The organism is Candidatus Cardinium hertigii, from assembly GCF_003788695.1.
In genome coordinates this window covers 41,042-66,947 of the sequence record NZ_RARA01000024.1, presented here as the reverse complement: position 1 = coordinate 66,947, position 25,906 = coordinate 41,042, and the positions used below count along the sequence as shown (strand labels likewise).

17 protein-coding genes are annotated in these 25,906 nt (G+C 37.4%); 3 read left to right on the top strand and 14 right to left on the bottom strand.

Going from position 1 to position 25,906, the window contains the following annotated elements:
- The 9 genes from EDM02_RS02715 to lpxD form a co-directional block, all read right to left on the bottom strand.
- The coding region (locus EDM02_RS02715) for an amino acid--tRNA ligase-related protein (RefSeq protein WP_184891103.1) at positions 1-1,130 on the bottom strand (1,130 nt) is incomplete at its 3' end.
- A gap of 38 nt (positions 1,131-1,168) precedes the next feature.
- A complete protein-coding gene (locus EDM02_RS02710) occupies positions 1,169-2,161 on the bottom strand; it encodes an ABC transporter ATP-binding protein (protein WP_123662879.1) in 993 nt (330 codons plus the stop codon).
- A 6-nt stretch (positions 2,162-2,167) separates the two neighbouring features.
- Positions 2,168-3,172 carry an ABC transporter ATP-binding protein gene (locus EDM02_RS02705; RefSeq protein WP_123662877.1) on the bottom strand — a complete coding sequence of 335 codons (1,005 nt, stop codon included), beginning with the start codon at positions 3,170-3,172 and terminating at the stop codon, positions 2,168-2,170.
- 5 nt (positions 3,173-3,177) lie between these two features.
- On the bottom strand, positions 3,178-4,035 hold the full coding sequence (locus EDM02_RS02700) for an ABC transporter permease (protein WP_123662875.1): 858 nt from the start codon (positions 4,033-4,035) through the stop codon (positions 3,178-3,180).
- Positions 4,036-4,060: 25 nt separating this feature from the next.
- The gene (locus tag EDM02_RS02695) at positions 4,061-4,999 is read right to left on the bottom strand and encodes an ABC transporter permease (RefSeq protein WP_260215031.1); all 939 of its coding nucleotides are present in this window, start codon (positions 4,997-4,999) and stop codon (positions 4,061-4,063) included.
- 154 nt (positions 5,000-5,153) lie between these two features.
- On the bottom strand, positions 5,154-6,899 hold the full coding sequence (locus tag EDM02_RS02690; RefSeq protein WP_123662873.1) for an ABC transporter substrate-binding protein: 1,746 nt from the start codon (positions 6,897-6,899) through the stop codon (positions 5,154-5,156).
- Between the two features lie 582 nt (positions 6,900-7,481).
- Complete coding sequence (lpxA, locus tag EDM02_RS02685; protein ID WP_123662871.1) at positions 7,482-8,267, bottom strand: acyl-ACP--UDP-N-acetylglucosamine O-acyltransferase; 786 nt, start codon at positions 8,265-8,267, stop codon at positions 7,482-7,484.
- A 48-nt stretch (positions 8,268-8,315) separates the two neighbouring features.
- Positions 8,316-9,743: a bifunctional UDP-3-O-[3-hydroxymyristoyl] N-acetylglucosamine deacetylase/3-hydroxyacyl-ACP dehydratase gene (locus tag EDM02_RS02680; protein WP_123662869.1), complete on the bottom strand. Its 1,428-nt coding sequence runs from the start codon at positions 9,741-9,743 to the stop codon at positions 8,316-8,318.
- A gap of 675 nt (positions 9,744-10,418) precedes the next feature.
- A complete protein-coding gene (gene lpxD, locus EDM02_RS02675; protein WP_123662867.1) occupies positions 10,419-11,444 on the bottom strand; it encodes a UDP-3-O-(3-hydroxymyristoyl)glucosamine N-acyltransferase in 1,026 nt (341 codons plus the stop codon).
- A gap of 903 nt (positions 11,445-12,347) precedes the next feature.
- Between lpxD and EDM02_RS02670 the strand changes: the two genes are divergently transcribed.
- Positions 12,348-13,004: a hypothetical protein gene (locus tag EDM02_RS02670; RefSeq protein WP_123662864.1), complete on the top strand. Its 657-nt coding sequence runs from the start codon at positions 12,348-12,350 to the stop codon at positions 13,002-13,004.
- Positions 13,005-13,346: 342 nt separating this feature from the next.
- Here the strand turns inward: EDM02_RS02670 and EDM02_RS02665 are convergent, their stop codons facing one another.
- From EDM02_RS02665 to EDM02_RS02650, 4 genes are all read right to left on the bottom strand, one after another.
- Complete coding sequence (locus EDM02_RS02665; RefSeq protein ID WP_123662862.1) at positions 13,347-14,360, bottom strand: IS110 family RNA-guided transposase; 1,014 nt, start codon at positions 14,358-14,360, stop codon at positions 13,347-13,349.
- A gap of 673 nt (positions 14,361-15,033) precedes the next feature.
- Entirely contained in the window at positions 15,034-17,193 is a 2,160-nt protein-coding gene (locus tag EDM02_RS02660; protein ID WP_123662860.1) for a MutS-related protein, read from the bottom strand.
- A 259-nt stretch (positions 17,194-17,452) separates the two neighbouring features.
- Complete coding sequence (locus EDM02_RS02655) at positions 17,453-19,162, bottom strand: ankyrin repeat domain-containing protein (protein WP_184891102.1); 1,710 nt, start codon at positions 19,160-19,162, stop codon at positions 17,453-17,455.
- Positions 19,163-19,267: 105 nt separating this feature from the next.
- Entirely contained in the window at positions 19,268-20,215 is a 948-nt protein-coding gene (locus EDM02_RS02650) for a leucine-rich repeat domain-containing protein (RefSeq protein WP_123662856.1), read from the bottom strand.
- 452 nt (positions 20,216-20,667) lie between these two features.
- Between EDM02_RS02650 and EDM02_RS02645 the strand changes: the two genes are divergently transcribed.
- On the top strand, positions 20,668-21,492 hold the full coding sequence (locus EDM02_RS02645) for a hypothetical protein (RefSeq protein WP_123662854.1): 825 nt from the start codon (positions 20,668-20,670) through the stop codon (positions 21,490-21,492).
- A gap of 89 nt (positions 21,493-21,581) precedes the next feature.
- On the opposite strand, the gene EDM02_RS02640 is transcribed toward EDM02_RS02645, so the two are convergent.
- The gene (locus EDM02_RS02640) at positions 21,582-23,711 is read right to left on the bottom strand and encodes an ankyrin repeat domain-containing protein (RefSeq protein ID WP_123662852.1); all 2,130 of its coding nucleotides are present in this window, start codon (positions 23,709-23,711) and stop codon (positions 21,582-21,584) included.
- Between the two features lie 484 nt (positions 23,712-24,195).
- Between EDM02_RS02640 and EDM02_RS02635 the strand changes: the two genes are divergently transcribed.
- Positions 24,196-25,776, top strand: a complete 1,581-nt coding sequence (locus EDM02_RS02635) for a J domain-containing protein (protein ID WP_123662850.1) — start codon at positions 24,196-24,198, stop codon at positions 25,774-25,776.
- Positions 25,777-25,906: the final 130 nt, after the last annotated feature.

Here is a 25,906-nt window from a genome sequence, read left to right as displayed (position 1 = left end):
TATCTACTATCTTTTGGATCAGGCATGGTATAGAAAGGACGTACGTTAGCGGGATATTGCGTAACCACAAACAAGTCTGTTTTATACTTTTCCCTTACAATAGCGCCTAGTCGTTTCTCATCTTCTGTAGAAAAATCATCTAAATCACCTATTTCAATACTATGCGCTTTTAATAAGGCAATGGCATCTGAAAATGTAAGTACTACTAACGCTGATGAAAGGGTAATCGTAGGGAAATCAAAAAAAGATTGTATAATAGCTATTTCATGGTGGTATTTTTGATGCAATTTATCAAATACATAGACAAACATACGATATAGCAGCTCTACCACTTCCATATAATCCTTATCTATAACCATTTCAATATCAACGCCAATAAATTCTGTAAGATGCCTATTGGAATTAGAATTTTCTGCACGAAAGACTGGCCCTATCTCAAATACCCGCTTAAAGTCGCCCATAATAGCCATTTGCTTATATAACTGAGGACTCTGTGCTAAGCAAGCCGTTTGACCAAAATAATCTAACTTAAATAGGTTGGCACCTCCCTCAGAAGCACTACCTATTAATTTGGAAGTTTTTATTTCTAAAAATCCCTGCTTTCGAAGATATTTTTGCAAATAGAAAAGCATCCCATCATTTATTCGAAAAATAGCCTGCGAAAGATTTGTACGCAAATCCAGCACACGATTATCCAATCGCTTACAATATTGAATAGAAGGAAGGAATGGATGGGCATGCCTTTTTTCTTCCGTTAAGGAAGCTTCTTTTAAGGTAATAGGCAAATCTAATACAGACCTACTGAGAATAGTGTAACCCATTATTTCCAATTCAATCGATTGTTGAGAACAAGCCAACACGGCTGTTTTAGCAGCACACACCTGACCCATTATTTCAATAAAAGATTCATTTTCAATCTTACGTAGTATATGGTAATCCTCTATAGATAGAGAAGTACTGCATCCTTCTTTAGGCTTTATTGCAATCGCTTGCAAAGTATGGATGCCATCACGTAAAATCACAAATAATAGGCGCCCGCAGTCTTTCTTGGCAAAAACCCTTCCTCTTATTCTAATGATTTCTTGATGGTTTAAAACCGAAAGGTTTGGAATGGCTGAAAGTGGATACATCGGTTTGCAATTTTTATAATAGTAAAAAATATAACATTTTAGTTACCTTCTGGATGATGACAAGCAAACCAATGCGCTTCTTTCCCCTCTTTTTTAGCCAGTGGTGGATAAATTTTCGTACATATCTCTGTAGCTTTCCAACAACGTGGATGGAAATGACAACCTGTAGGTAAATCCATTGGGCTAGGCACATCTCCTTGCAACATAATACGTTCTTTTTTCCTCAGGGGATCTATAGTAGGTATAGCAGAAAAAAGCGCTTGGGTATAGGGATGTTTAGGATTTTTGTAGATTTCTGCTGCAGAAGCAGCTTCTACAATTTTGCCCAGGTACATAACGGCCACTTGATCTGCAATAAATTCGACCACCTTGAGATCATGTGAAATAAAAAGATAGGTTAGCCCTAATGCTTGTTGCAAATCCATTAAAAGATTAATAACCTGTGCTTGTATCGAGACATCTAAAGACGCAATGGCTTCATCACAAACCACAAAAATAGGTTCAACTGCTAATGCCCTTGCTATACAAATGCGTTGACGTTGCCCCCCAGAAAACTCATGGGGATATTTGCACAAAACATTTTTAGGCAGTTGGACATAATCCAGTAGTTGATAAATACGCTTGATGCAAGCATCTTTATTATTGGCCAGCTGGTGAATCTTGATAGGTTCTTCCAAAATGTTTTGGATAGACATTCTAGGATTTAGCGCAGCATAGGGATCTTGAAAAATAATTTGCATCTTCCTTCGTATGTTGCGCATCGCACTGGTACGGTAGTGGGTAATATCTTCTCCATCAAAAATAATACGGCCATGCGTAGGCTCTATTAACCGCAAAATCATTCTGCCCAATGTAGATTTACCACATCCAGACTCTCCTACTAAGCCTAAGGTTTCTCCCTTGCAAATGGTAAAGCTTACATTATTCACGGCATGCACTTTTCCAATCGTATGCCCCAAAAGTTGGTGCTTTAAGGAAAAAACTTTGGATAAATTCTGAATTTCTAATAAAATCTCTTTATGGGTTGACATAGACCTTCAATTTGTAGTGGAACCTTCTATATGCAATGGATAAAAACACTCTACAAAATGACCTGGTAATACTTCTTGCAGTAGTGGTTGCATACGGCTGCATGTATCTGCTGCGTTGGGACAGCGGTCTTGGAAATTACAGCCAATAGGCAAGTCATATAAGGGTGGTACCACGCCTTCAATGGTACACAATCTATGGGATCGATTATCCGTACCCGTAGTTAAAAGCGGAATAGCATCCAATAGGGCCTGCGTATAGGGATGCAATGGAGTATTAAAAATAGCTTGTACTGAACACTTTTCTATAATTCTACCACAATACATAACCGCTACCTGATCACACACTTCAGCCACTACACCCAGATCATGTGTAATAAGTATAATACCCATCTGCGTTTCATTTTGTAATTTTTGAAGGAGTTCCATAATCTGCGCTTGTATCGTTACATCTAAAGCAGTAGTAGGTTCATCTGCAATCAATATAGATGGGCTACAGGCCAATGCAATTGCAATCATTACCCGTTGACGCATTCCACCTGAAAGCTGATGTGGATATTCTGATATACGCCGTTGGGGGGCTGCTATGCCTACCAGCGTTAATAAGTCCAAACAACGTTCTTTAGCCTCTTTTGCCAAAACCTTTTGATGACATTGTATGGTCTCTATAATTTGATCTCCAATCGTATACACTGGATTAAGAGAAGTCATAGGTTCTTGAAAAATCATAGCCATACGATTGCCGCGTATAGCCTCCATCTCTTTAGGCGAAAATTGCAAAATATCCTTACCTTCTAGCATAATAGCCTTCCCTGTAACGGTACCAACAGGAGGCGTAATAAGCCGCATAAGTGAAAGAGCCATGGCCGATTTTCCTGAACCAGATTCCCCTACAATGCCCAAAGAATGCCCTCGCAAAATGTCGAAAGAAACATCATTTACTGCCGTTACCATATGTTTGTCCATAGCAAACTGGGTAACTAAATTTTTAACTTCAAGAATTTTTTCTTCCATACTTATCAACCCTTTAGCTTTGGATCTAATGCATCTCGCAACGCATCAGCCAATATGTTGAAAACAAGGACCAGCAAAAACATGGCCATCGTAGAAAAAAAAAGTTCCCACCAAATCCCTTGTAACAATTCTGTCTTAGCGTCACTAATCATAATACCCCAACTTGGCTTATTTTGTATACCAAGCCCCAAATATGAGAGTATTACCTCATACTTTATAGCAAATTGCAAAACTACAGAAACTTCACAAATAATTAAGGGAAGAATATTGGGTAATATATGTACAAACAGCTTACGAAAATTACTAGCGCCAATTGCGGAGGCGGCCTGAACATATTCTCTACATTTATGCCGCATAACTTCTCCTCGAACCAAACGACAGATGTCTGTCCATGCTGCTAGGGTCAATCCCACACAGATGCTTTGCATACCCTTGCCTATCGCACAAGCCACCACCATTAGTAAAATCATAGTAGGAATAGTCCCTACAACCGTATAGAGCCAAACCACCACCTCATCTACTATACCTCCAAAATAACCAGCTAGCATGCCAAGCATAACACCAATTACCATGACCAATAAAGCCACTATACACCCAACGCTCATAGCCACCTCTATACCATGTATAACTTTAAGCAATACACTTCTACCTAAGATGTCTGTACCAAAATAATTTATCCAATTAGGTGCCTCATAAGAAGCCCCTACTTCTGTATTCCAATTAGCTGCTAACCAACCTATTTTAGTAAAAACAGCTATCAAGACATAGCTCAATAAAATCAACAAACAAAAGCGTGTTAATTTTTTACTGATTAAAGCTATAAAAACTCTGTTCCAAACAGATTGATGTAGTGAATCGCTCATATATATGCCATTATTTACCCATTGTTTACAGTTTCATGCGTGGATCTACCAACGCATACAAAATATCACCAAAGATGTTACATATAATACTGAGGACTGCAGCTACTACAGTGGCTGCTTTAATAGTTGGAAAATCACAACAATTTATAGCATTTGTAATTACATTGCCTAATCCAGGTATGCCAAAAAAATTCTCTATAAGCACAGATCCAAATAACAATGATGGCATCCCTTTCACAAGGATAGTAATAATGGGAACCATTACGTTCTTAAGTACATGCTTGAATAAAATAACTTGCTCTGTAAGCCCTTTTGCGCGTGCCGTACGCACATAATCCTGATAAATTTCATCAAGCATAATGGTTCTATAAAAACGGTAATTATAACAAAAATGAATTAATACCTGAATAATAACTGGCAAAATGATATAAGGTATACATGCTAAAAAGCCTCTTTCATAACCCATTATCTCAAAAAGACCCAGCTTAAAAGCAAAAACGCCCTGACCAACTAAAATATAAATTAATGGAGAAATGCTGATCATAATAATACAAAAAGTGACCAAAAGGCGGTCCCAAATGGATCCCCTATACTTAGTCATCCAAAGTGCCATAGATATCACAACGGCATTTCCTATTAAAAAAACTGGCAATGTTACACTTAGAGATACTAATGCACCTTCCTGAAACATTTTTAAAATATTCTGTTTACTACTCCAAGAATGGCCAAAATTAAAAGTAAAGGCAGATTGTAAAATATCCCAGTACTGGATATACCAAGGTCTATCTAAACCCAGTGAATGGCTAAGTGTAGCCATAGCTGCTGGCGTAGCATATTTTCCCAATAAAACGGCAGTAGGATCCCCTACTACTACATTAAAAACAAGAAATACAATAAAGGTAGCACCTATAATAACCCAAAAAGCATATAGGAGTCTTCTTAAAGGATAATACAGAAAACGCATAATGAAAATGGATATAATGAAGTTATCCTTCAGGTAACCCATCCCCCATTTATGCATCTAGAAAAAAGCAGAACTAAAATAAAGAATGGCAGTATACCATACCATGGGAGTATACCATACCCGAAGAATTATATAGCGAATGATATTTTTGGAACTACTTCATGGTAGATTTAGCTTTTTCTGCCATATCTACTGCAATATATTGATCAAAGAAAAGCCCAAATCCATCATAAGCGAAATTTTTAACCCACTTGTGATATAAAAATTGAATAGGTTTGTTAACAGCAAAAATCATAGGAACTTCCTCCATTGCTATTTTATTTAATGTTGCATACAGTCGATATCTTTCTGCTCTATCGACTAACGTAACAGCTTTATCGAACAACGTATTAAACTCAATATTTTCATACTGTAAACCAGCCAAATGCTTACTTCTGATCAATTGCAGCATCGAAGCAGGATCAGGATCATCAGCATACCATACATAAGTATGCAACATAGTAGCCTGCTTATATATTTTGTTGTGTAGCTCTGCCCAAATGTTGGGTATGACCTGCACAGTTATTCCAATCTTCTCCATACACTTGGCAAAAAACATAGCTTTATTTTTGGAAGCTGTTTCTGCACGACAATCAAGTGTAATATCTGGCAATCCTTTGCCATTTGGGTAGCCTGCTTTAACTAAATATTCTTTTGCACGATCAAGATTATACGCATATGGGTTAACCAGCACATCTGCATTATCCATCAACATGGATGGTACTATAGATTGTGCTTCTTGAGCTGCCTGGTTATAAAACATTTTGTTATACGTTTCCCTATCAAAAGCCATAGACATGGCCTTTCTTAGAGAGATATTCTTACCAAACAATGCATGTGTATGGTTAAATGCAAAAAACTCCACATTAGTACCAGGAGTTTGATCCAAGACCAACCCTTTTTCTGCCCATGTTGGTAAAAGCACACCATCTTTGACAATAGTCAATGCAAAGGCTGTATCATCAATCCTATCTATATCAATTTCTGCCTTTTGCATTTTTAACCATCGCGGTTGCTCTTCCAAAATAACATGGGTCACCACCTTATCTACCAAAGGTAGCTGTTTGCCCGCATAAGCTAACATGTGTTGATACTGGGGAGCCGCTTCATTAGGAAATAGCTTTTTTCTAAAAGTAGGATTCTTTACAAATTCCAACCGCTTAGCTTGTGGATCAAACCCTCCTTTTAAAATAAAAGGACCAGTCCCTACAGGATGGTTTAAAAACTCAGGCCCATAATGGCTGACAGCCTCATGCGCCACAACAAAAGCAGGCCACATAGCTAAAAAATTCAAAAAAGCGGGCCAAGGTGCAGTAAGCGTAACTTGAAGGGTGTAGCTATCCAACGCTTGCAAACCTTCTACTTCTTGCGCATAATCAGCTCTTTTTTTCCATGCATCCAACCCCTTTATTTTACCATCTATAAAATCAACATAAGGCACCGTATTATTAGGATCTACTATCCTTTTGAGGGTAAACACTACATCCGCTGCTGTTAGCATTCTTCCTTTTCCATTTGGGAAACAGGCATCATCTTGAAATAAAACATCTTTCTTAATTTTGAAAATATATACCAACCCATCTGGGGAAATGGAAGGCATCCCTTCTGCAAGATCAGGTATTAACTCGACAGGTCTTTTTAGGGGATGATAGGTATATAACCCTTCATATATTTTAGAAATAACTTGAACAGATCCTGTATCTTTTAACATTACTGGATCGGTACCACAAAATTCATGTACAGATACATTATTAAGCACAGAAGAAGTAGACGTTATTGTCTTATTGCGTTTATATTCATTATAAAAAATTGTCCCAAAAACAGCTATGGCCATTAAGTACATTATGATACGTTTACCCATGATTGTTGTATATTTCTAATTGATTGTGCTTTTTTTTTTAAAAAAACCGTTGCAAAGTTTAAAAAGAACCGCTTCAACTTAATGCACGCCCCCTTAATACACGCCTCCTTAATACACGCCCCCGGTTTGTAGGCAATCTTTATTCCATTATATATTGTTGCATACCTGGATGCAATTTAGCTTATTTTATTTTAACAGCAAAATGGATTTTTAAGAAAAAACAGAGGGTATTCGTTCAGTAGAGTGGCCTATGTGTATTTTTTCACGTTCGTATTTATAAATAGCGCAATAATGTAAGTTTATAAAAAATGCGCCTTGAAAAAACTGTGGAAAGAAAAGAAAGGAAAAAAATCAAAAGAAAATCACTTTGTCTGAGCTCCGTAGGAGCGAGATTTGATTTTCGGTTTTTTTCTTTTCTTTTCAGCAGTTTTTTCACCAGCGCTTGATTTTTTTTGGCTACTTTTTTTGATCAAGCAAAAAAAGTAGCTTTAAAATAAGTAGTTTTAAAAAAAAATGGATAAAATCTTCAATAATCTATAAAATATGCCTGCCACGCAAGTGAACGGTCCAATTCTATAAGCGTTATAGTCTTAGATTTGTATGAATTTTTTTTACAATACCCCGCTTACTATGACGTATAAAAGATACAATCAGCTCTTTTTCTTGGGAATGCTGCAGTTGTTTATCGATTTCTTCTAATGCTGAGGTCAAAAGCAATTTTATTTGATAGATAAAATAATAAATACAACGTATATTATGGTATTGTTCTGGCGTAAAACCATGGCGTTGTAGCGCAACCCAGTTGATACCGCAATAGCACAATGGCTCCCGGGCAACTTTAATAAAGGGAGGGACATCCTTACGTACAATACTTTTAGAAGCGACCATACTATAGGATCCTACACGCATAAATTGATGAATGGCAGTCATACCGCCTATTGTAGCATGGTGCTGCAACAGTACATGGCCAGCAAGTTGCGTGGCATTGGCAACGATTACATGATCTTCAATGATACAATCATGGGCTACATGTACATAAGCCATTAACAACACATGAGCACCTATAATGGTATTGCCAACCGTACCTCTATTCAACGTGACCAATTCACGTATAACCGTATGATCACCTACCTCCACATAGGTTTGCAATGTAGAAGACTTCTGATCCTGGGAACGAGCTCCAATAACGGCACCTGAAAAAATCTGACAATTTTTACCAATACGGCTCCCTGACATAATGGTTACATGAGGCCCTATCCATGTACCCTCGCCTATGATAACATCTGCTTGAATAACGGTAAAGTTTTCTACGGTAACATTTTGACCAAGAATAGCTTCAGGATGAATATCAACTAGCTTATGTTGCATACGGTAACATTTTGACCAAGGATAGCTTCAGGATGTATATCTACTAACCTATATTGCATTTTGCTTAACAATTTGAGCCAATAATAACGCTTCACACACCAGATTTTCCCCTACAAATAACTTTCCATGCACTTGAGCAATACCTACCGTCTGCTTTTGTGTAATATTAAATTTTATTTTTACAAGCAATTGACAATACAGCATTAAAGTATCTCCAGGCACAACCATGCGACGGAATTTGCACTTATCAATAGAAAGAAAATAGGTTAAATAATTTGCTGGATCTGGAACTTTGTTCAATACCAATATACCACCCGTTTGAGCCAATGCCTCTACTTGTAGTACGCCAGGCATAACAGGCGTTCCAGGAAAATGTCCTTGAAAAAAAGGTTCATTCATGGTTACGTTTTTAACGCCAATAATACTGGTATCATCCAACTGCATAATTTTATCTACCAGTTGAAAAGGATAGCGATGGGGCAACATTTTATTGATCTGTTTCACATCCAAAAAAGGAACTGCCTGTAGGTCACAAATCGGAGCGCTTTTGGCTTCTTGCCTAAGCAATAATTTTTGCAAAGCAGTTACAAAACGTATAGTTGGACCATGTCCAGGCTGATGGGCCAAAACTTTTCCTCGTAAGGGCCTGCCTAATAGGGCCAAATCGCCCATTAGGTCTAATAATTTATGACGGGCTGGTTCATTCGTATAGCGTAATGCCGATGGACCCAATTGCCCAGGCGTTACCAAATGGCAAATCTCTTTACCGGATAGCCGAGCTACTTCCTCCAGCAATTCTTGATTAGAATTAGAATCACAATCAGAAAAAATGATGGCCTTAGTAGGATCTCCCCCTTGTAGCAACCCTTTTCGGTATAATGCCGCTATTTCATCTAAATAGGTAAAAGTGCGGGCAGGGGCAATCTCTTCTTTGAAATGCGTTAACGTCTGCAGCGTTGCATATTGATTTTCCAATGGCCATCTGTTGTAGGCAACCGTACAATATAGGCTATAATCTGTATCAGGGTAAACCTCAAAATGACTGCCTGTATCGGGATCATCATAGATAAATTTTTCCTTCAGGGTAAAAAATTTTCGCGGCGCTTCTTGCGGCAATCGTTCCGCTTCCAATAAAAGTTCTACAAAGGCCAACGCACTCCCATCTATATCTGGAACTTCTGGGCCATCTAGTTGAATACAAATATTATCAATTTGCAATCCTGCAAGAGCAGCTAACAAATGCTCTACCGTAGCCACACGTACCTGCTCTTTTTCAAGCACAGTACCTCTTTCTGTTTCTACTACATGAGCTGCTAATGCTGCAATAACAGGCTGATACGGCAGATCTACCCGCTGGAATTGTATACCCGTATGTATAGCCATAGGTAAAAACGTAGCTTTAATTTTTATGCCTGTATGCAGGCCAATGCCCTCGAAAGAGGTAATACGTTTAATAGTGTGTTGCTGCGATTGCATGAAATAAGACTCTTTAAATGAAAAATATCAATGTTATCAACGTATTCGTTCAGTTGCGTGGCAGAAATGTTGTATCCGTTCACTTGCGTGGTAGCCATATTGTATTTTTATAGATTATAGCAAATAGCTAATATTTAATAATTAATGATTTTGTCCATTTAAAAAAAAACAACTTCTGTTAAAGCTACTTTTTTTGCTTGATCAAAAAAAGTAGCCAAAAAAAATCAAGCGCTGATGAACAAAGCCGTTGAAAAATTCAGTCTGTAAGCTGAAAATCAGAACTCGCCCAGGCCTACAGCCTGGGGCTCAAACAGGCTGATTTTCTACTAGCTCTCAGACTGAATTTTTCTAATCACAGCTTTGTTCAAGGCGCGTTTTTATGATCTTGCATTATTGCGCTATTTCTAAATACGAACATAAAAAAATACGCATAGGCCACACGACTGAACGGACAATGGCGTCAACTTAAGGCAATTCATGATTAGCCTACCCTCCTATTCTACTTGGTTATCAATAACAGCTAAACCTTAAGTTGACGCCATTGACTGAACGGATACATACGCATAGGTCACATAATGGAAACTTGTACCTATTGCTAATTATTTACGAACACAGATACGCATAGGCCACATCACTGAACGGATACCTATCAACGACAAACCAGAAACAACGCGCTTATTTTGAAGATTTCTCCCTATCATTACGTTTTTCTAGTAATTGAGCCAAATTTTTAAAACGAGCATAACAAGATAAGAATTTTTTACTTTCAAAAGCAGGTGTTCCAGAAAGCGTAATATGACCTTTTTTAAAAGAGCGGGTAATACCGGCTCGACCAAGCGCTGTAACATAGTCTCCTAAGTGCAAATGACCTGCAATACCCGTTTGTCCACCCAACTTACAGTAATCACCTATCTTAGTAGAACCAGATATCCCTACTTGTGCTGCAATAGCTGTATGTTTACCTATTTGTACATTATGTGCCACTTGAACCAAATTATCTATTTTTGTTCCTTTTCCTATGATAGTTTTATCTATGGTTGCAGCATCTATAGTAGTATTGGAACCAATTTCTACCTCATCGGCTAATACAACATTGCCTATAGCCTGTATACGTTTATATGTACCTGCTGCATTGGTTATAAAACCAAAACCAGCACTACCGATCACGGCACCCGAATGGATGATACACCTACTGCCTATAACGGTATAAGGAGCTATCTTAGCTCCACTATACAATATGGTATGGTCTCCAATGGTAACATAGTCGCCCACATAAACATGTGAATAGATTTGTACATGCTTACCTATACTAACATGATCTCCAATGTAAGAAAAGGCTCCACGATAAATATTTTCGCCTACCGTAACGCCTTCCCCAATATAAGAAGGAAATTCTATACCTCTCTTAGAGGCCATTCGTTCTTGATGGACTTCTTCTATTAACATAGCAAAACATTCATAAGGATTTTCTACACTAAGCAAAGCAGCCGCTATGGATGTAGCTGGCTTAAAATCTTTGGGAACAAAAACAGCAGAAGCATTCGTTTGATAAAATGCAGTAACGTATTTGGAATTGGAGAAAAAACCAATGCCACCTGGTTTTCCTTCTTCCAGGGTACAAAGATGGGTTATAACGGTATTAGCGCTACCCAACAGGCTAGCATCAAAACGTTCTACTAGTTCCGATATGGTCCATTGCATAGTGCTAAATTTAGATATAAATGTGGCAATTTTTCGAACAAATGGGCTTGTGCTTAGGCGCTTAGAAGCACTTTGTAAAAGTTTCGCCACATAATATACGAAATTAACTAAAAATAACGATGTGTTTGTTCACTTACGTGGCAGAAATGTTGTATTCGTTCACTTGCGTGGTAGCCATATTTTAATATATTATAGCAAATGGCTAATATTTAATAATTGAAGATTTTATCCATTTAAAAAAAAACTACTTCTTTTAAAGCTACTTTTTTTGCTTGATCAAAAAAAGTAGCCAAAAAAAATCAAGCGCTGGTGAAAAAACTGTTGAAAAGAAAGGAAAAAAACCGAAAATCAAATCTCGCTCCTACGGAGCTCAGACAAAGTGATTTTCTTTTGATTTTTTTCCTTTCTTTTCTTTTCACAGTTTTTTCAAGGCGCATTTTCTATAAACTTACATTATTTCGCTATTTCTAATGGGTACGAATACAGATACGTATAAGCCATACCACTGAACGGGTACCCTAATACAACACGAGACCGTTGCAATAGGAAATAACACGGCATGATTTAGCCATATTACCGCTTCGGCATGTTACTTAATAGCTTACTGGTGTTAACTAGTTTTGGAAGTATAGTACTGATAATAAACAGGTTATAAAATAAGCATACTATAAACACCATTATATTAAGAAGTCGCGTACTCCTTCTATCTATGTATATTTTAAATTGTCTATTGCAACGGCCTCCCAATGGGTGATAATTGTTAAATCTGTAAAATTGTTTTATATTGGCCGCAGTCATAAATGGAAGTTGTATCGGTAGGAGGATGGCATGTATGGCTTTTCAGTAGGGTAGCTGGGGAATATTAGTAAAATTTGTAAAAATAACATTCAATTTGTTTAAAAGATGAAAAGTAAAATTAATTTTTTAGCTGTGCCGTTGTTGCACTTTTCTATATTTTTTTTGGCTGGATGCAGTAGCACAGCTGGTAGGTTAGGCATGGATGACCATAATAAGGTAGTTAAAGTTGAGCCTTTTAAAGAGGAGCCTTTTGAAGAGGATCCCTTTAAATTTGATTTACAGGTTCCTTCTAAGGTTGATTTTCCTGATAACCATATTATGGAAGTTCACGCTATTAAGAACAATATATGGGCATTGCAAAACTCCTTGTGCGGTGGTAATATGCATTTACACCATAAAATGGTGCAATCGTTTAAAAAAGATGTGGAAGAGGTAGAGTATTTAGCTGAGCGGGTAGTAAAGGATTCTTTAGCATTAAACCCAGCAGATGTAATGAATACCATTAAGATGGATTTGATTAAAATAGAGAATAAGCTTGTAAAAAATAAGAGTAAAGCAAAGTCTGTCCGTCAAAGAAATTATTTAAAGGAGCATAGACTCAAATTGTATGAAGAAATAAATACATTACAGTCTCTGATAGATAGGTTACTGGATAAGGGAGAGGCTGTTGGTTTAAATGATATAAATAATGATATAAATACATTACAGTCTCTGATAGATGGGTTACTGGATAAGGGGGAGGCTGTTGGTTTAAATAAATAATATAGGTACGCATGAAACTGTTAAAACAGTTAAGTCAGAAGGTTATATGGATGAGGAAGAGGATGAGGTGTAAAGTGAGGTAGTTGGTGCACAGAATAATGATTCGGAATCGGAAGATGAAGACAGTGTATCCGTTCACACAATGGCGTCAACTTAAGGTTTAGCTGTTATTGATAACCAAGTAGAATAGGAGGGTAGGCTAATCATGAATTGCCTTAAGTTGACGCCATTGTCCGTTCACTTGCGTGGTAGCCATATTTTATAGATTATAGCAATTAAAGCTACTTTTTTTGCTTGATCAAAAAAAGATACTGTCTTAAAAAGCAATAGGACGTCTCTCATTTATGTTAAAGAGTTTAAATTTCCCATTACTATTTTCTCATTTTTTCCAGCATTAACAGTAAAAGGTGTTCCATTTTTAAGTACCCCATAGACTATATGGATTAATTTGCGCATAGCTGCAATTACAGTAGTCATTTTAGTTTTTCCTGCCTCTATTAATCGTTCCGCAAAATCTTTAACCATAGGATTATATCTGATAGCAACTAAAGCAGACATATAAAAAGCTTTCCGTAACCTGGCATTACCCATTTTAGAAATAGATTTGTGCTTATTTAGAGAAGTGCCTGATTGATTTATTTTAGGGTTAAGACCTGTAAAAGCTATTAATTTTTTTGCCGAAGCAAATTTTTCAATAGGCAATAATGCTAGTATATAAGCGGTTGTTTTTACTCCTATACCAGGAATAGAAGCAAGCAGTTTAGCTTTATTAGCTAAATCTGGATGTGATTGTATCAGTTGCTTAATATTTTCTTCTGCATTTTGAATCTGTTGATCTAAAGAAACAATAGAAGTTTTAATATGTCCTGAAATACTAGCATCTAGGCACTCTATACACTCTAATCTATTGGACTCCTGTATTTTAAATGCAATTAAGTTATCTAAACGGTCTACCCATTGTTTTACAAGCATTATCTCTTCTGGCGTTGGTTGCCAAAGTCTTGGACGCATAACTTGACAAAAAATAGCAATGAGTTTACCATCTGCTTTATCTGTTTTTACCCTAGTGAGTTTACTTATACCAAACGCTTTGATCCTAGCTGGATTCACAACGCTTACTTTAAAACCAAGTTTATGAAGATACATGGCAAGCTGATTTCCATAACGACCCGTTGATTCCATGCAGGCATGTAGATCTGTTAATTTGTTCGATAGTAACCATGCTTGCAACTCCTCAAAACCTTTCGGGTTGTTAGCAAACTTTCTATTTTTAAACTTATTATCCGTTTCCAGTAAAGCAACATTAAAAGTTGCTTTGGAAACATCTATGCCTAGTATAGGAATATCCATTTTGATTAATCTTAAAATTGTATGTAACTTTACTTATTAAGAGCAGCATTAGGTAACAAACAAACTCGTGATACAGGCTCATTTCATAATAGAAAGGCCTAAGATACTGTTCGATTTCTAATACCTAATTGTTAAGGGCTGGTTGTTTAATCTTTTTTACAGGATCTAATGTCCTAAGTAGCAAAACAACATACCAGCCCATGCTCTTAAAATATTTCTTCAATATACAGATAAAAAATCTGTGCTAAATATGTCTCTCATTGTTCCTCATTAAATATCCTAAGCATATAATAAAAACATAGTAGAAAGATACGAGTAGCCAAAAAAAATCAAGCGCTGGTGAACAAAGCTGTTGAAAACTTCAGGCTGCAAGCTGAAAATCAGAACTCGCTCTATGGTTACTCAATGGATTTGGGAAGCTGACAAGGCGCGTGAGGGTGAAGCACACGCAGCATAGTACCCACTATGCGAGTACACTGAATCCCGAAGCGGAACATAGCCAGCTTTTCAAAGACGAAGAGTAGGCTCAAACAGGTTGATTTGCTACTAAGCTTGTAGCCTTTCTTTTCTAGTCACAGCTTTGTTCAAGGCGCATTTTTTACGACCTAGTATTATTGCGCTATTTCTAATTGGTGTGAACACAGATACGTATAGGCCACATGACTGAACGAATACTATTTTATAGATTTAGACTGTTGTTTGTTTTTGTTTGCTTAGGATCCGTAAAACTTTGCTTGTATTTATCTGGATTAGCTATAATATCCCTTGCTTGTTTTAGCATTTCAGATGCATAGCCTTCTTCTTCTAGAATATCTAACGCAATGGTTTGCGTAGATTCTCCCGGAATAACTTTGTAGCTATATTGGATACGCCCAACCGCATCCTTCGTGATAAAGACCTGATAGTTTTTAAATCCTTTGGTGGGTTCATTTTTTTCTAAAAGCATCACTATTGGATAATGGGTGGCTACGATATTAAACGTATTTTGATAACTGGCAATGGAACTTAATACGGAATATTCTGCCGCTGCTCCTTCCGTTGGATTGGTGCCACTAAAGGGTTCATCAAAGATACTAAAACTAAATGCATGCCGTTTCAGTTGCTTTAATCTATTTAAGTGATCCTGAAAACGGGCAACTTCTGCCATAAATAACGATTTACCGGCAGCAATATCATCGGTAATATCAATATAGGTATTGATGCTACTAAATGGGGTTAGTTCACAAGCTTGTGCAGCGGCTATACCAAAAGTTTGGCTTAATAAAACGGTATAGATCACACCAGTTAAAAAGGTAGACTTACCGCCTGCATTGGGACCAGTTAGAACAATCGTTTGTACATCACCCACATCCATCTTGATATCATTACCCACTGCTACAGTAGGTTTTAGCATAGGATTCCACATAGCAGTAAGCGCCAGATGCGGCTTGGTAGCTTGATCAGCTGCCACAAATTTAGTAAAGGTATAGGCATGCGCAGCGTCCTTGGCACGGGTTTCTTCCATTAAAGTAACGATAGAAAGTAGGGCATCCAATTGTCCCAGCTCATACATAGCATCATGAAAAGCAGCCTTATGCTCCACAAAAAGCTTATAGCTAGCTAAAAGCTTACCAGCATGGCCAAATACATAAGACCAAGCACGGAACGGCAGCTCCTCTAAATAGCGCAGCAAAGTACCTATCTCAGATTGCTCTTGCGTGCGTTCCAGCAACTTCCTAGTTGCCGCAAATTGCTCTCCATATAGCGCTTCAAACCGAGGGTTGGCTTGAATAACTGCATTAACCTTTTTAGCAACCGTAAAAAAAGTTTGTACATCTGCCATACGCAAGGCAAGATTACGCAACACACCAGAATATTCTTTATAGTTTTTATAGCCTCTATAGTATTGATAAAAGCTATGCACATTTATGGATACAAATGCAAAATTATATATAAATTTGTTTAGTGCTACCTCGATGGGTGCTCTCTTAAAAGTGATGTCTTTGAAGGTTTTATTTAAAAACCAAATACCCACTAACGGCAAAGGAAAAGGCCAAGCTTCTTTATAAAAAGCCAAAGTATTCGCCCATGTTTTTCCTATAAAAAAAGCATACATAGGCCCCATAACAGCGCCACATAGTAAGGGATACCAAACAAAGTTTGTATGAATATTCCATATATCCCTTAACAGCAATTTCCTCATTTGTAAGGGCCCCGCTTTTTTATTGGTAGCTGCTCGATCCTTATAGTAAAACAGCCGGGTCAAGTATGCCCCATACTCTTTTGTGTACAAGGGATCCGTTTCTGTCCAAAAAGACAGTAGTTGCTTTTCAGAATTTTTATATTCCCTTAAACTAACTTTTAAAGTTTGACTGGTGACCTTATCTTGACCCAATAAAGCAATCAACTGCTGGCGTTTGGTAAGCGTAGATAGATCGGCAGTAGGGGCCGCTAGCAAGGAAGCAAGTGCACTTTCTCCTAAAACGGTAATGGTTTTATTAATGCGGGATAAGAAATGGTAATTAGGCGTAGTGGTAGTACCACAAAAGAGATGCAAATCTTTCCAAGCATATTGATTCAATACCCTATCCGAAGTAGAAGTAGGATAGCAGGCTTGGTAGCGCTGACTGGTTGCAAAAATTTTATTGAAAACGATCGCCCGCTCTTCCCTAGGAGTAAGATAGATAGCTGTAATATTGGTTATCCCACTTGGCAGCCTTGCGCTTTGTAGTAGCCTGCTTGGCTGTTTTTTTTCCGATTCATCCGATTCAGATTCAAAGGATTTTAAATAACTAGCTGCTAAGGGCAACGTTATAGAACAGGTTTCTTGCTCCTTTTCAAAATATTTTTCACTACACATATTATCATTATCATAACATAACCATCCCTTTCCATGGGATTATAAGAACCTATCCTATTAATTAGGTATGTAGCTGTTTTAGCTACTACTGATTAGGCCCTAAATCTACTACTTATAACTGCAAGTTTAAGAAATTATTTACTTATTAACAATAAGTTAGCGTATAGCTTACAGCAAACAGGGGCATACAAGAAGCTAAGCTGCAAAGCCAGAGAAGCCGCAGCCCCCCAGCCCCGCTAGGGGCCCAGCGGTAGGCTTACTAGGGGATTGTTTCTTTTAGCCATGCAAGAACGCATGCAATATATACGTTACGGTCCTCTATGGTGTCTGGAAAAGGATTATTATATTGCATATAAGGATTATTACATTGCATATTTATATATGCACCAGCTTCCAGTAATATTTTAGCACATGCTAAATATTTTCCCTTAATTGCTAATTCTAAAGGGGTAAGACCCTGATTGCTTTGCACATTAACTGGTGCTTCAGCCTCTACTAATGCTTGAATAGCAGCTACCTGACCACGTAGAGCTGCTAGATGTAAAGGGGTAAAGCCAGCGTAGTTATCCTGGATGTCACGTTCTGCGCCATATTGTAGTAATATGCGGATAGCGTCTGGTTGACCATATTGAGCTGCTACATGCAAAGGCGTACGGCTATTGTAAAGATTACGTATATTCATGTCTATATTTGTGTTGTGTCTATACAATGCTTCAATAACATCTACCTGGCCATATTGAGCTGCTAGATGTAAGGCGGTATCACCGTTGCTATTGGGCATTTCAAGCGTAACACCAGTACGCTGTAATTTTTCAATAAAACTTATATCACCATTTTTTATGCAGTCCTGCAATGATCCTACCAATTCAGCATGTTTGCTTGCATAAGCTTGCAGTAATGTAGCACATTCTATACGTTGTGTACGTATTTTATGTAGTGCGGCTATCTGAAAAGCGTCGCCTTCCCATTTTTTACCTTTTATATGTACTGTACCTTTTAAATGGATATCTGCTCCAAGTTGCAATAATGTCTTAATAGCGTCTAATTTGTAATTTCTAATGGCTACATGCAAAGGCGTTTGATCGTATTTATTTTTTATGTCAAGTATTGCATCGTGTTGCACTACTAATGTTCTAATGATGTTTGCCTGGTTAGATTTAGCTGCTGCATGCAAAGGGGTATCTCCATATGTATTTTGTTTATTACACATAGCACCAGCATCTATTAATGCATCAATACACGCCGCATAACCATTTTGAGCTACTATATGTAATGGCATAGTTCTTTTCCCAGGACAATTAGTATTAACTTGATCTCGTATATTACCTTGCGATGCACCAGCCCTTCTTAATGCATCCAGTAACGTTGTAATACACGCTGCATAGCCATTTTTAGCGGCTACATATATAATAGAACGTATAGACCCGTTTGGCATAATATTAATATCTGCACCAGCAGTAAGTAATAAATTCATACACTCTGCATGGCCATGTCTAGCTGCTATATATAGAGGAGTGAACCCATTGTTAACATTTGGTAAGTCGGCATTTGCACCAGCCGCAAGTAATAAACTAACACATGCTGCGTGGCCATGTCTAGCTGCTATACATAGAGGAGTGAACCCATTGTTAACATCTGGTACGTCGACATTTGCACCATCATCAAGTAATTTACATATACATATGGCATGGCCATTTTCAGCGGCCATATGTAAACTGTTACATCGATGAAGTTCGGATTCATAGTAACCTAGCGGATATACAGACTGGTATGCATGAAGACCTCTATGGGGAAGAAACTGGGCTATTTCGCGCTGCAATTCGCGAGGTAGTTCTCTCCTTTGTGGTCTAGATTCTTGTACATGTTGCTTTATACTGCTACAGGCAGCAACTGCCCATATTACGCCCAAAATGAGAAAACGTATATGTATATGCTGTATAATACGGCGTGGTATCTTTATAACTTTCATAAATATTGATGAATCTACCATTCCATTAACGTATTGCGTACGTGCGCTCTAAAAACGCACATATTTTAGAAAAATTATTAAAATCTATTATATGTTCCAAGCAAGTTAGATTATGCTGCACCCTGGTAGACTACTTCCACTATCTTGTGTTATGCGATTCTGTTTCAAAGCCTTAGTTAGCACTGCTGCATCTGCAGCTAGCTTTGCTTCAGCTGCATCTAGCTCTGCTTCAACTGCATCTAGCTCTGCTTCTTGTGCATTTAGCTCTGCTGCTTTTGCAGCAGCCATGTTCTTCCAGTCTGGGGCAGCAGCATTAGCTCGGTCACCTAGGGCATCTCCTAGGGCATTTTTTAGACGTAATATCTCCTTACGTAACCTCTCATGAAATTCTACAAGCGGCTTGGAATCAATATTAATCCCACTAAGGTCAATTTTCGTAATGGTACTATTTGTTTCTAAAGCCTTAGCTAGCACTGCCGCCCCGCAAAAGCCGCCCATTTGATTCCCACTAAGGTCAATTTTCGTAATGGTACTATTTGTTTCCAAAGCCTTAGCCAGTACTTCTACCCCATCAATAAAAATACTATTATAACGCAGATTAATATCCGTAATTGTGCTATTCTTTTCCAAAGCCCGAGCTAGCGCTTTTGCCCCTTCAGAACCAATACTTTCGAAAGCCAGGTCAATCTTCGTAATTGTTTGATTATATGCCAAAGCTTCAGCTGCTGCACGCAAATGGTTTTCATCAGTATTATTTGGCCAATTGCGAAGTTCTGTTAGGGTACTGAATTGATCTACATAGGATCTATATAAGGCATAATAAGCTTGACGTCTAGCCAATTCAACACGCACGACAGCAGCTTCATCAGTATTTTGTGGCAAACCCTGTTGTAGCTTTTCAAGATTATATGCACCAGGCATACATTGCATTATTTGTTCCGTTAACTCATTTGGAAGCCGTTTTTTATGATCTATTGCCTGGTTGTTAACCTGACATGCCGTAAAACTGCTACCTAATAAGAACAATCTAGGAAAGATAAACTGCTTTTTCATATTTTTATTCGTTTAATTGTACTGTTTTGTATTCCAAATGTGTTAAGGACAAATCAAGCCATTGCTATACTTCTTTTGCGTTTTAATAATCAGTTATAACTATTTCAGTTATAACTATTTTATCCTTCCTACTATATAATGAAGCTTGATGGTCCTTCCCTCTCCTATTTAGGAGTATAGGGGGCACCCTTTGCAAGGATACTTATTGTTAATGGTATTTACAAAAAAATTTTACGTATTAGTTCGCATTTGTAACCATTTGGGATAACGATAGCGCTAGCCTTATTTTATCCATTGCCAATATTTTTTTTTACATTATCTTAATGTAATTACACTGAATGATTTGCGATAGGCCCAAATCTTAGGTGGTATAGCAAAGTATAAAGTATACAGGCAAACCATGCTGTTTAGCAAAGCTAGCCAAACGCATAATGACAGAATAAACATTGAAAATGATTTTAAAAAAAATAAAAAAGATACTAAAAGGCAGTGCATGGGTATGTATTACTTTACAGGGGGGGTATGATGCATATGCTGATCAGACGAGCGGTATAGATTACTGGAGGGTAGGTGCGAAAGTTGGGATAAGTAGCTCTTCTCTTTGGAGCATTTGTAAAAATTTTGATGACACTGAACTATATTCAGCTGGAATTAAAGGGGAATCAACGAAAAAGAGTTTTCTAGAAACGCCAAGGTTTACGGGAAGCATATGCGTAGAATTAGCAGTAACCCAATACACAGGTTACGAGGTTGGGTTAGGTTACCTATGCCAGGGTGGCACTTTGGTAGTGGATAAACAGAACAATTTGAATGATTCCTATGTAAAGTTCATAACCCATAACGTATTTCTCTCACCAGGGATAGTTATATATCCATTAAGCCTTAGGCCGAATACAGATATCTGGAAAATATGCTTAGCTGGCGTATTCAGTTTTACTCCTAAAAAAACGTGCCTAGTTAAAAAATCTGGGAATGCTAAAGAAGAGAAATTTGCATTTAAAGATAATTTATATAGGGATATTGCTCTATCACTTGGAACAGCTTATGAATGGACTTCCGGATTGTATCTAGATCTAAGAAGCACACTAGGGTTTTTAGGTATGCTTAAAGAAGAAATAAATTGGTTTAGCCAAACAGATCTAAGTAGGACAGGTACAGTTAAGGATAAAGAAAGTATAAAGAATTATTTCTTGTCATTTACAATTGGTTATCAGATTTTCGGAAACAAGAATGAAAATATATACGATAATGATATAGAAAATGAGGCTATAGATTAAAGACGGAATAGATTCTTAAAAGCCACATAACTGAACGAATAGAAAAAAGGAACAGATGGAAGGATCTAGCCTAGTATGGTAATTAAAAATTATTTATATTTCTTCTGTGCTTTTGCCCAATCGATTCTATACGGTTTAAAATCTTTTGGTCTTTCCGTTTTTTGCATAGATTCTTGTAATATCTCCTTTACATAATTAATTTGTGCGCGTCCTACAGATGATTCTATTTTCTCAAACAGATCTAACGGTGTAGCCCCATCAGTATTTTGATGATGGGGATTAGCTCCAAAATCAAGCAAAACTTTAATACATTTCAAAGAACCATGTTTTAGGCCATTTTTTACTGCACAATGTAAGGCAGTTTCCCCTAAACAATTATCTTTTCTGTTTGGATCAGCCCCAAGATTAATCAATAATATTATGCAATCTAAATGGCCATGTTCGGCTGCGAACTGTAAAGGTGTCCAACCAAACATAGTTTCTGTTATGATTATCGTTTCATACACTCTGTCTTTATATGTAATTTCAGAATAATACTTAGTTCCCTCATTTACATCAAGGCCATTGGCAATTAAGATTTTAATGTAATGTACATTACCACTTTGAGCCGCAAGATGGAGCGCATTCCGACCGTCTACCGTACACTCCCTTATATTGGCACCCTGATCTATTAGTAGAGATATATCATTTGAATGACCATTAAGTGTTGCACAATGCAATGGCGTCCATCCTTTTTTATCCTTTTTATTTACATCACTACCATGCTCAATCAATGTTGCCATACAATCCCTATATCCATTTTCCGCCGCATAATGTAAAGGAATTTTTCCAGATTTATCCACTTTGTGTACATCTGCACCCTTGCCAATCAAAAATGTAGCACAATCTAGATGGCTATTTTCAAGTGCAAGATGTAACACATTCGAATCTTCCTTGGTACACTCCTTTATATTAGCACCCTGATCTATTAGTAGAGATATACTATTTAAATGACCATTAAATGCTGCATAATGCAATGGCGTCCATCCTTTTTTATCCTTTTTATCTATGTCACTATCACGCTCAATCAATGCTACCATACAATCCTTATATCCTTTTTCCGCTGCATAATGCAAAGGAATTCTTCCCGATTTATGCACTTTGCGTACATCTGCACCCTTGCCAATCAAAAATGTGGCACAATCTAAGTGGTTATTTTGAAGTGCAAGATGTAATACATTCGAACCTTCTTTGGTACATTCCTTTATATTGGCACCCTGGTCTATTAGTAGAGATATACCATTTAAATGACCATTATATGCTGTGTAATGCAATGGCGTCCATTCCTTTTTATCTTTTTTATCTATGTCACTACCATGTTCAATCAATGCTGTCATACCATCCTTATACCCTTTTTCCGCTGCATAATGTAAAGGAATTTTACCCCATTTATTCGCTTTGCGTACATTTGTACCCTTGCCAATCAAAAATGTAATACAATCTGGATGGCTATTTTGAAGTGCAAGATGTAACACATTCGAATCTTCTTTGGTACATTCCTTTATATTAGCACCCTGGTCTATTAGCAGAGATATACCATTTAAATGACCATTATATGCTGTGTAATGCAATGGCGTCCATCCCTTTTTATCTTTTTTATGCTTAGCACCATGCTTAATCAATATTGAAATAGAATCCAGGTTTCTCCTTTCTGCAGCAAGATGCAAAGGTGTACAACCTTGCTTATCTTTTACATTCACCTCAGCGTTCTTATTTATTAAATGTATAATGCAATCCGTATAATCCTTCTGTACTGCAAGATGCAAAGGCGTTTGCCCCTTTATATTGACTTTATTTACATTTTTACTTAAAGCTTCAATACAATTTACATGCCCCCTATCCATTGCATAATGCAAAGCATGCCAACCATGCTTATCTTTGGCATCTATAACCGCTTTATGCGCAATTAAAGTTGTGATACAACGTAAAGATCCTTTAGATGCTGCATAATGTAAAGCTGTACAGCCACTGCTTTTTTCTCTTTCATTTGCATTAGCTCTATTTGCAAGCAAGGCTGTCACACAGGAGATGTGATCCGCTTTTGCTGCCTGGGGTAAATTGACGCAACAAGCGGCTGTATGATGGACAGCTGCTGGTTTTTCTTTTTCATTTGCTATAGCCCTATTACCATTACCCACAACAATAAAGCCACAACTGATTAATCTTAATATAAAACGCATACCCTATAATATATTTAAACGTAATTACCATAAAACAACTTGCGTTCCGGATTAAAGAAATACCAAAACTTATGAAGTCTAATATTTCTGGTTCCTTTTTGCTTGAGAAAGTAGCCACAAGAAAAAGCAAAGCAACTTCTCCTAAAACGCATTTTTTGAAATGCTAAACTTTAATATGTAAACATAAAAAGAATGATTCTCATTTTTTTTAGAAAACTTTATCCGAAATTAGGTTAATTTATGCTCTAATATAATAATAATTACGTCATAAGCTTATGCTATTATCCCTAGTCTAGGATGTTCCGTCAAACTAAAATATGGATACAAAAAAAGCACGGATACGAAAAAAGCTATAAGATCACCCAAATTTGTATTTGGGTGATTATTTCCTTAAACTTGCATAGTTAGCTAGCGGTAGCTAATACTAAACAGTAAAATTACATTTAAACTTTTAAACTAATTAAGTAGTAAATAATAAAGCATTATGACAAACCAAAATTATAGAAATAGGGTATTAGGAACTCCTTTCTTTTACTTATCTACCATTGCGTTGGTTGGGTGTAGTAAATCAGTAAGTAAGCTTACTGTAGAAAACAATTATGAAAATAACAGTGCCCATGTTAGCACATTGTTATTGGATGATAAAAAAGACGATTCCCCATGGGTAGTGGTAGATCCCAACAAGCTTGACGTAAAAAAGGTTGCAGAACAAACCAAAGCTATTGCTGAAGCTGCGCAAGAAGCTGCACATATTATGGAAATGTATGCGAGTGAAATTGATACTGATGCAATTTGTGCACAAGGGGTGATGGTACATACACAGTATAGTGCAACCGCTTGGCCTAGTAGATTACGAGAAATTTTACATACCACGTCAACTGATCTTAAAACTGTATCCGCATCTGCAGTTAGCATAAGTGAAAGTCTAAAAAAAATAGCTAAGATTAGGAAAAAGGCAGCGGATAAGATAGCACCTTTAGCTGATATGCTAATGCCTAAAGAAAACAAGAAGTTTTTTAAGTTAAATGAGAACATCAAGCGTGTAATTGATCTAATAGCTGAGATACAAGTTAAAGAACGGGAAAGCATTGCTGCAATCAAAAAAGAACTTTATGCAGCTTTAAGCTGTTATCGTATTGAAGAAACAACCATGACCGACAGAGTGATAGCGTATGTTGAGGAAATAGCAGCTATGCAAAATGTAGCAATAGATCAAACTGATGGTGTATTGACCTATCTCCGAAAATTATTACAACATGCTTGTCGGATGCATCTTCTGATGTGTATTCCTGGTGAAGATATCAATACTGTGCCATCAGCTGTAAAACCTATGCCATATGCACAAGATGGCACAGTAGAGGTAACCATGCTGAAAAATAGAAGTGGATATCTTGCTAAGATTAAGGAAATTTTAGGGGAGTGTGGTACGGGTTTATCGCAAGCTGCTGCACATGGTATGACAATGGCCAGTACGGGTCTTTCTTATGCTGCTAGCAAGGGTGCAGCCGGTATTAAATATGCAACCCCCATTGCAGCTTCTGCAGCCAAGTATGCTGCCGTTAAGGGGGCGCAAGGGGTTGTCTATATGGCGCCCATTGCAGCTTCTGCAACCAAGTATGCTGCTGTTAAGGGGGCAAAGGGGTTGTCTTATATGGCGCCCATTGCAGCTTCTGCAGCTAAGTATGCTGCCGTTAAGGGGGGCAAAGGGGTTGTCTATATAGCGCCCATTGCAGCTTCTGCAGCCAAGTATGCTGCTGTTAAGGGGGCGAAAGGGGTAAGGCATTTGTACCATCATACACAACACCTTACTTCTTCTTATGTGCATGATGCATCAAATTATACTTCTAATCATATCGAACCAAGCAGGAACATAGCAGCTAAAAGGATGTCTCAAGTGGAGGCTAGGCGCATCTTGGGTTTGGGTGTGGATGCTAATCAGAAAGCTATTAGGAGTGCCTATTATCAATTATCTTTGCAGTGGCATCCAGATAAAAATAATAATTCTCCAGTAGCTAGGAGCATGTTTCGACTAGTTAATGCAGCCTATAGAGAGCTCCAGCCATAGCAAAGAACGGGGGCAAATGTCTTAAATTGTATCCATTCACTTGCATGGTAGCCATATTTTATAGATTATTGATGATTTTATCCATTTAAAAAAAACTGCTTTTTTTAAAGCTACTTTTTTTGCTTGATCA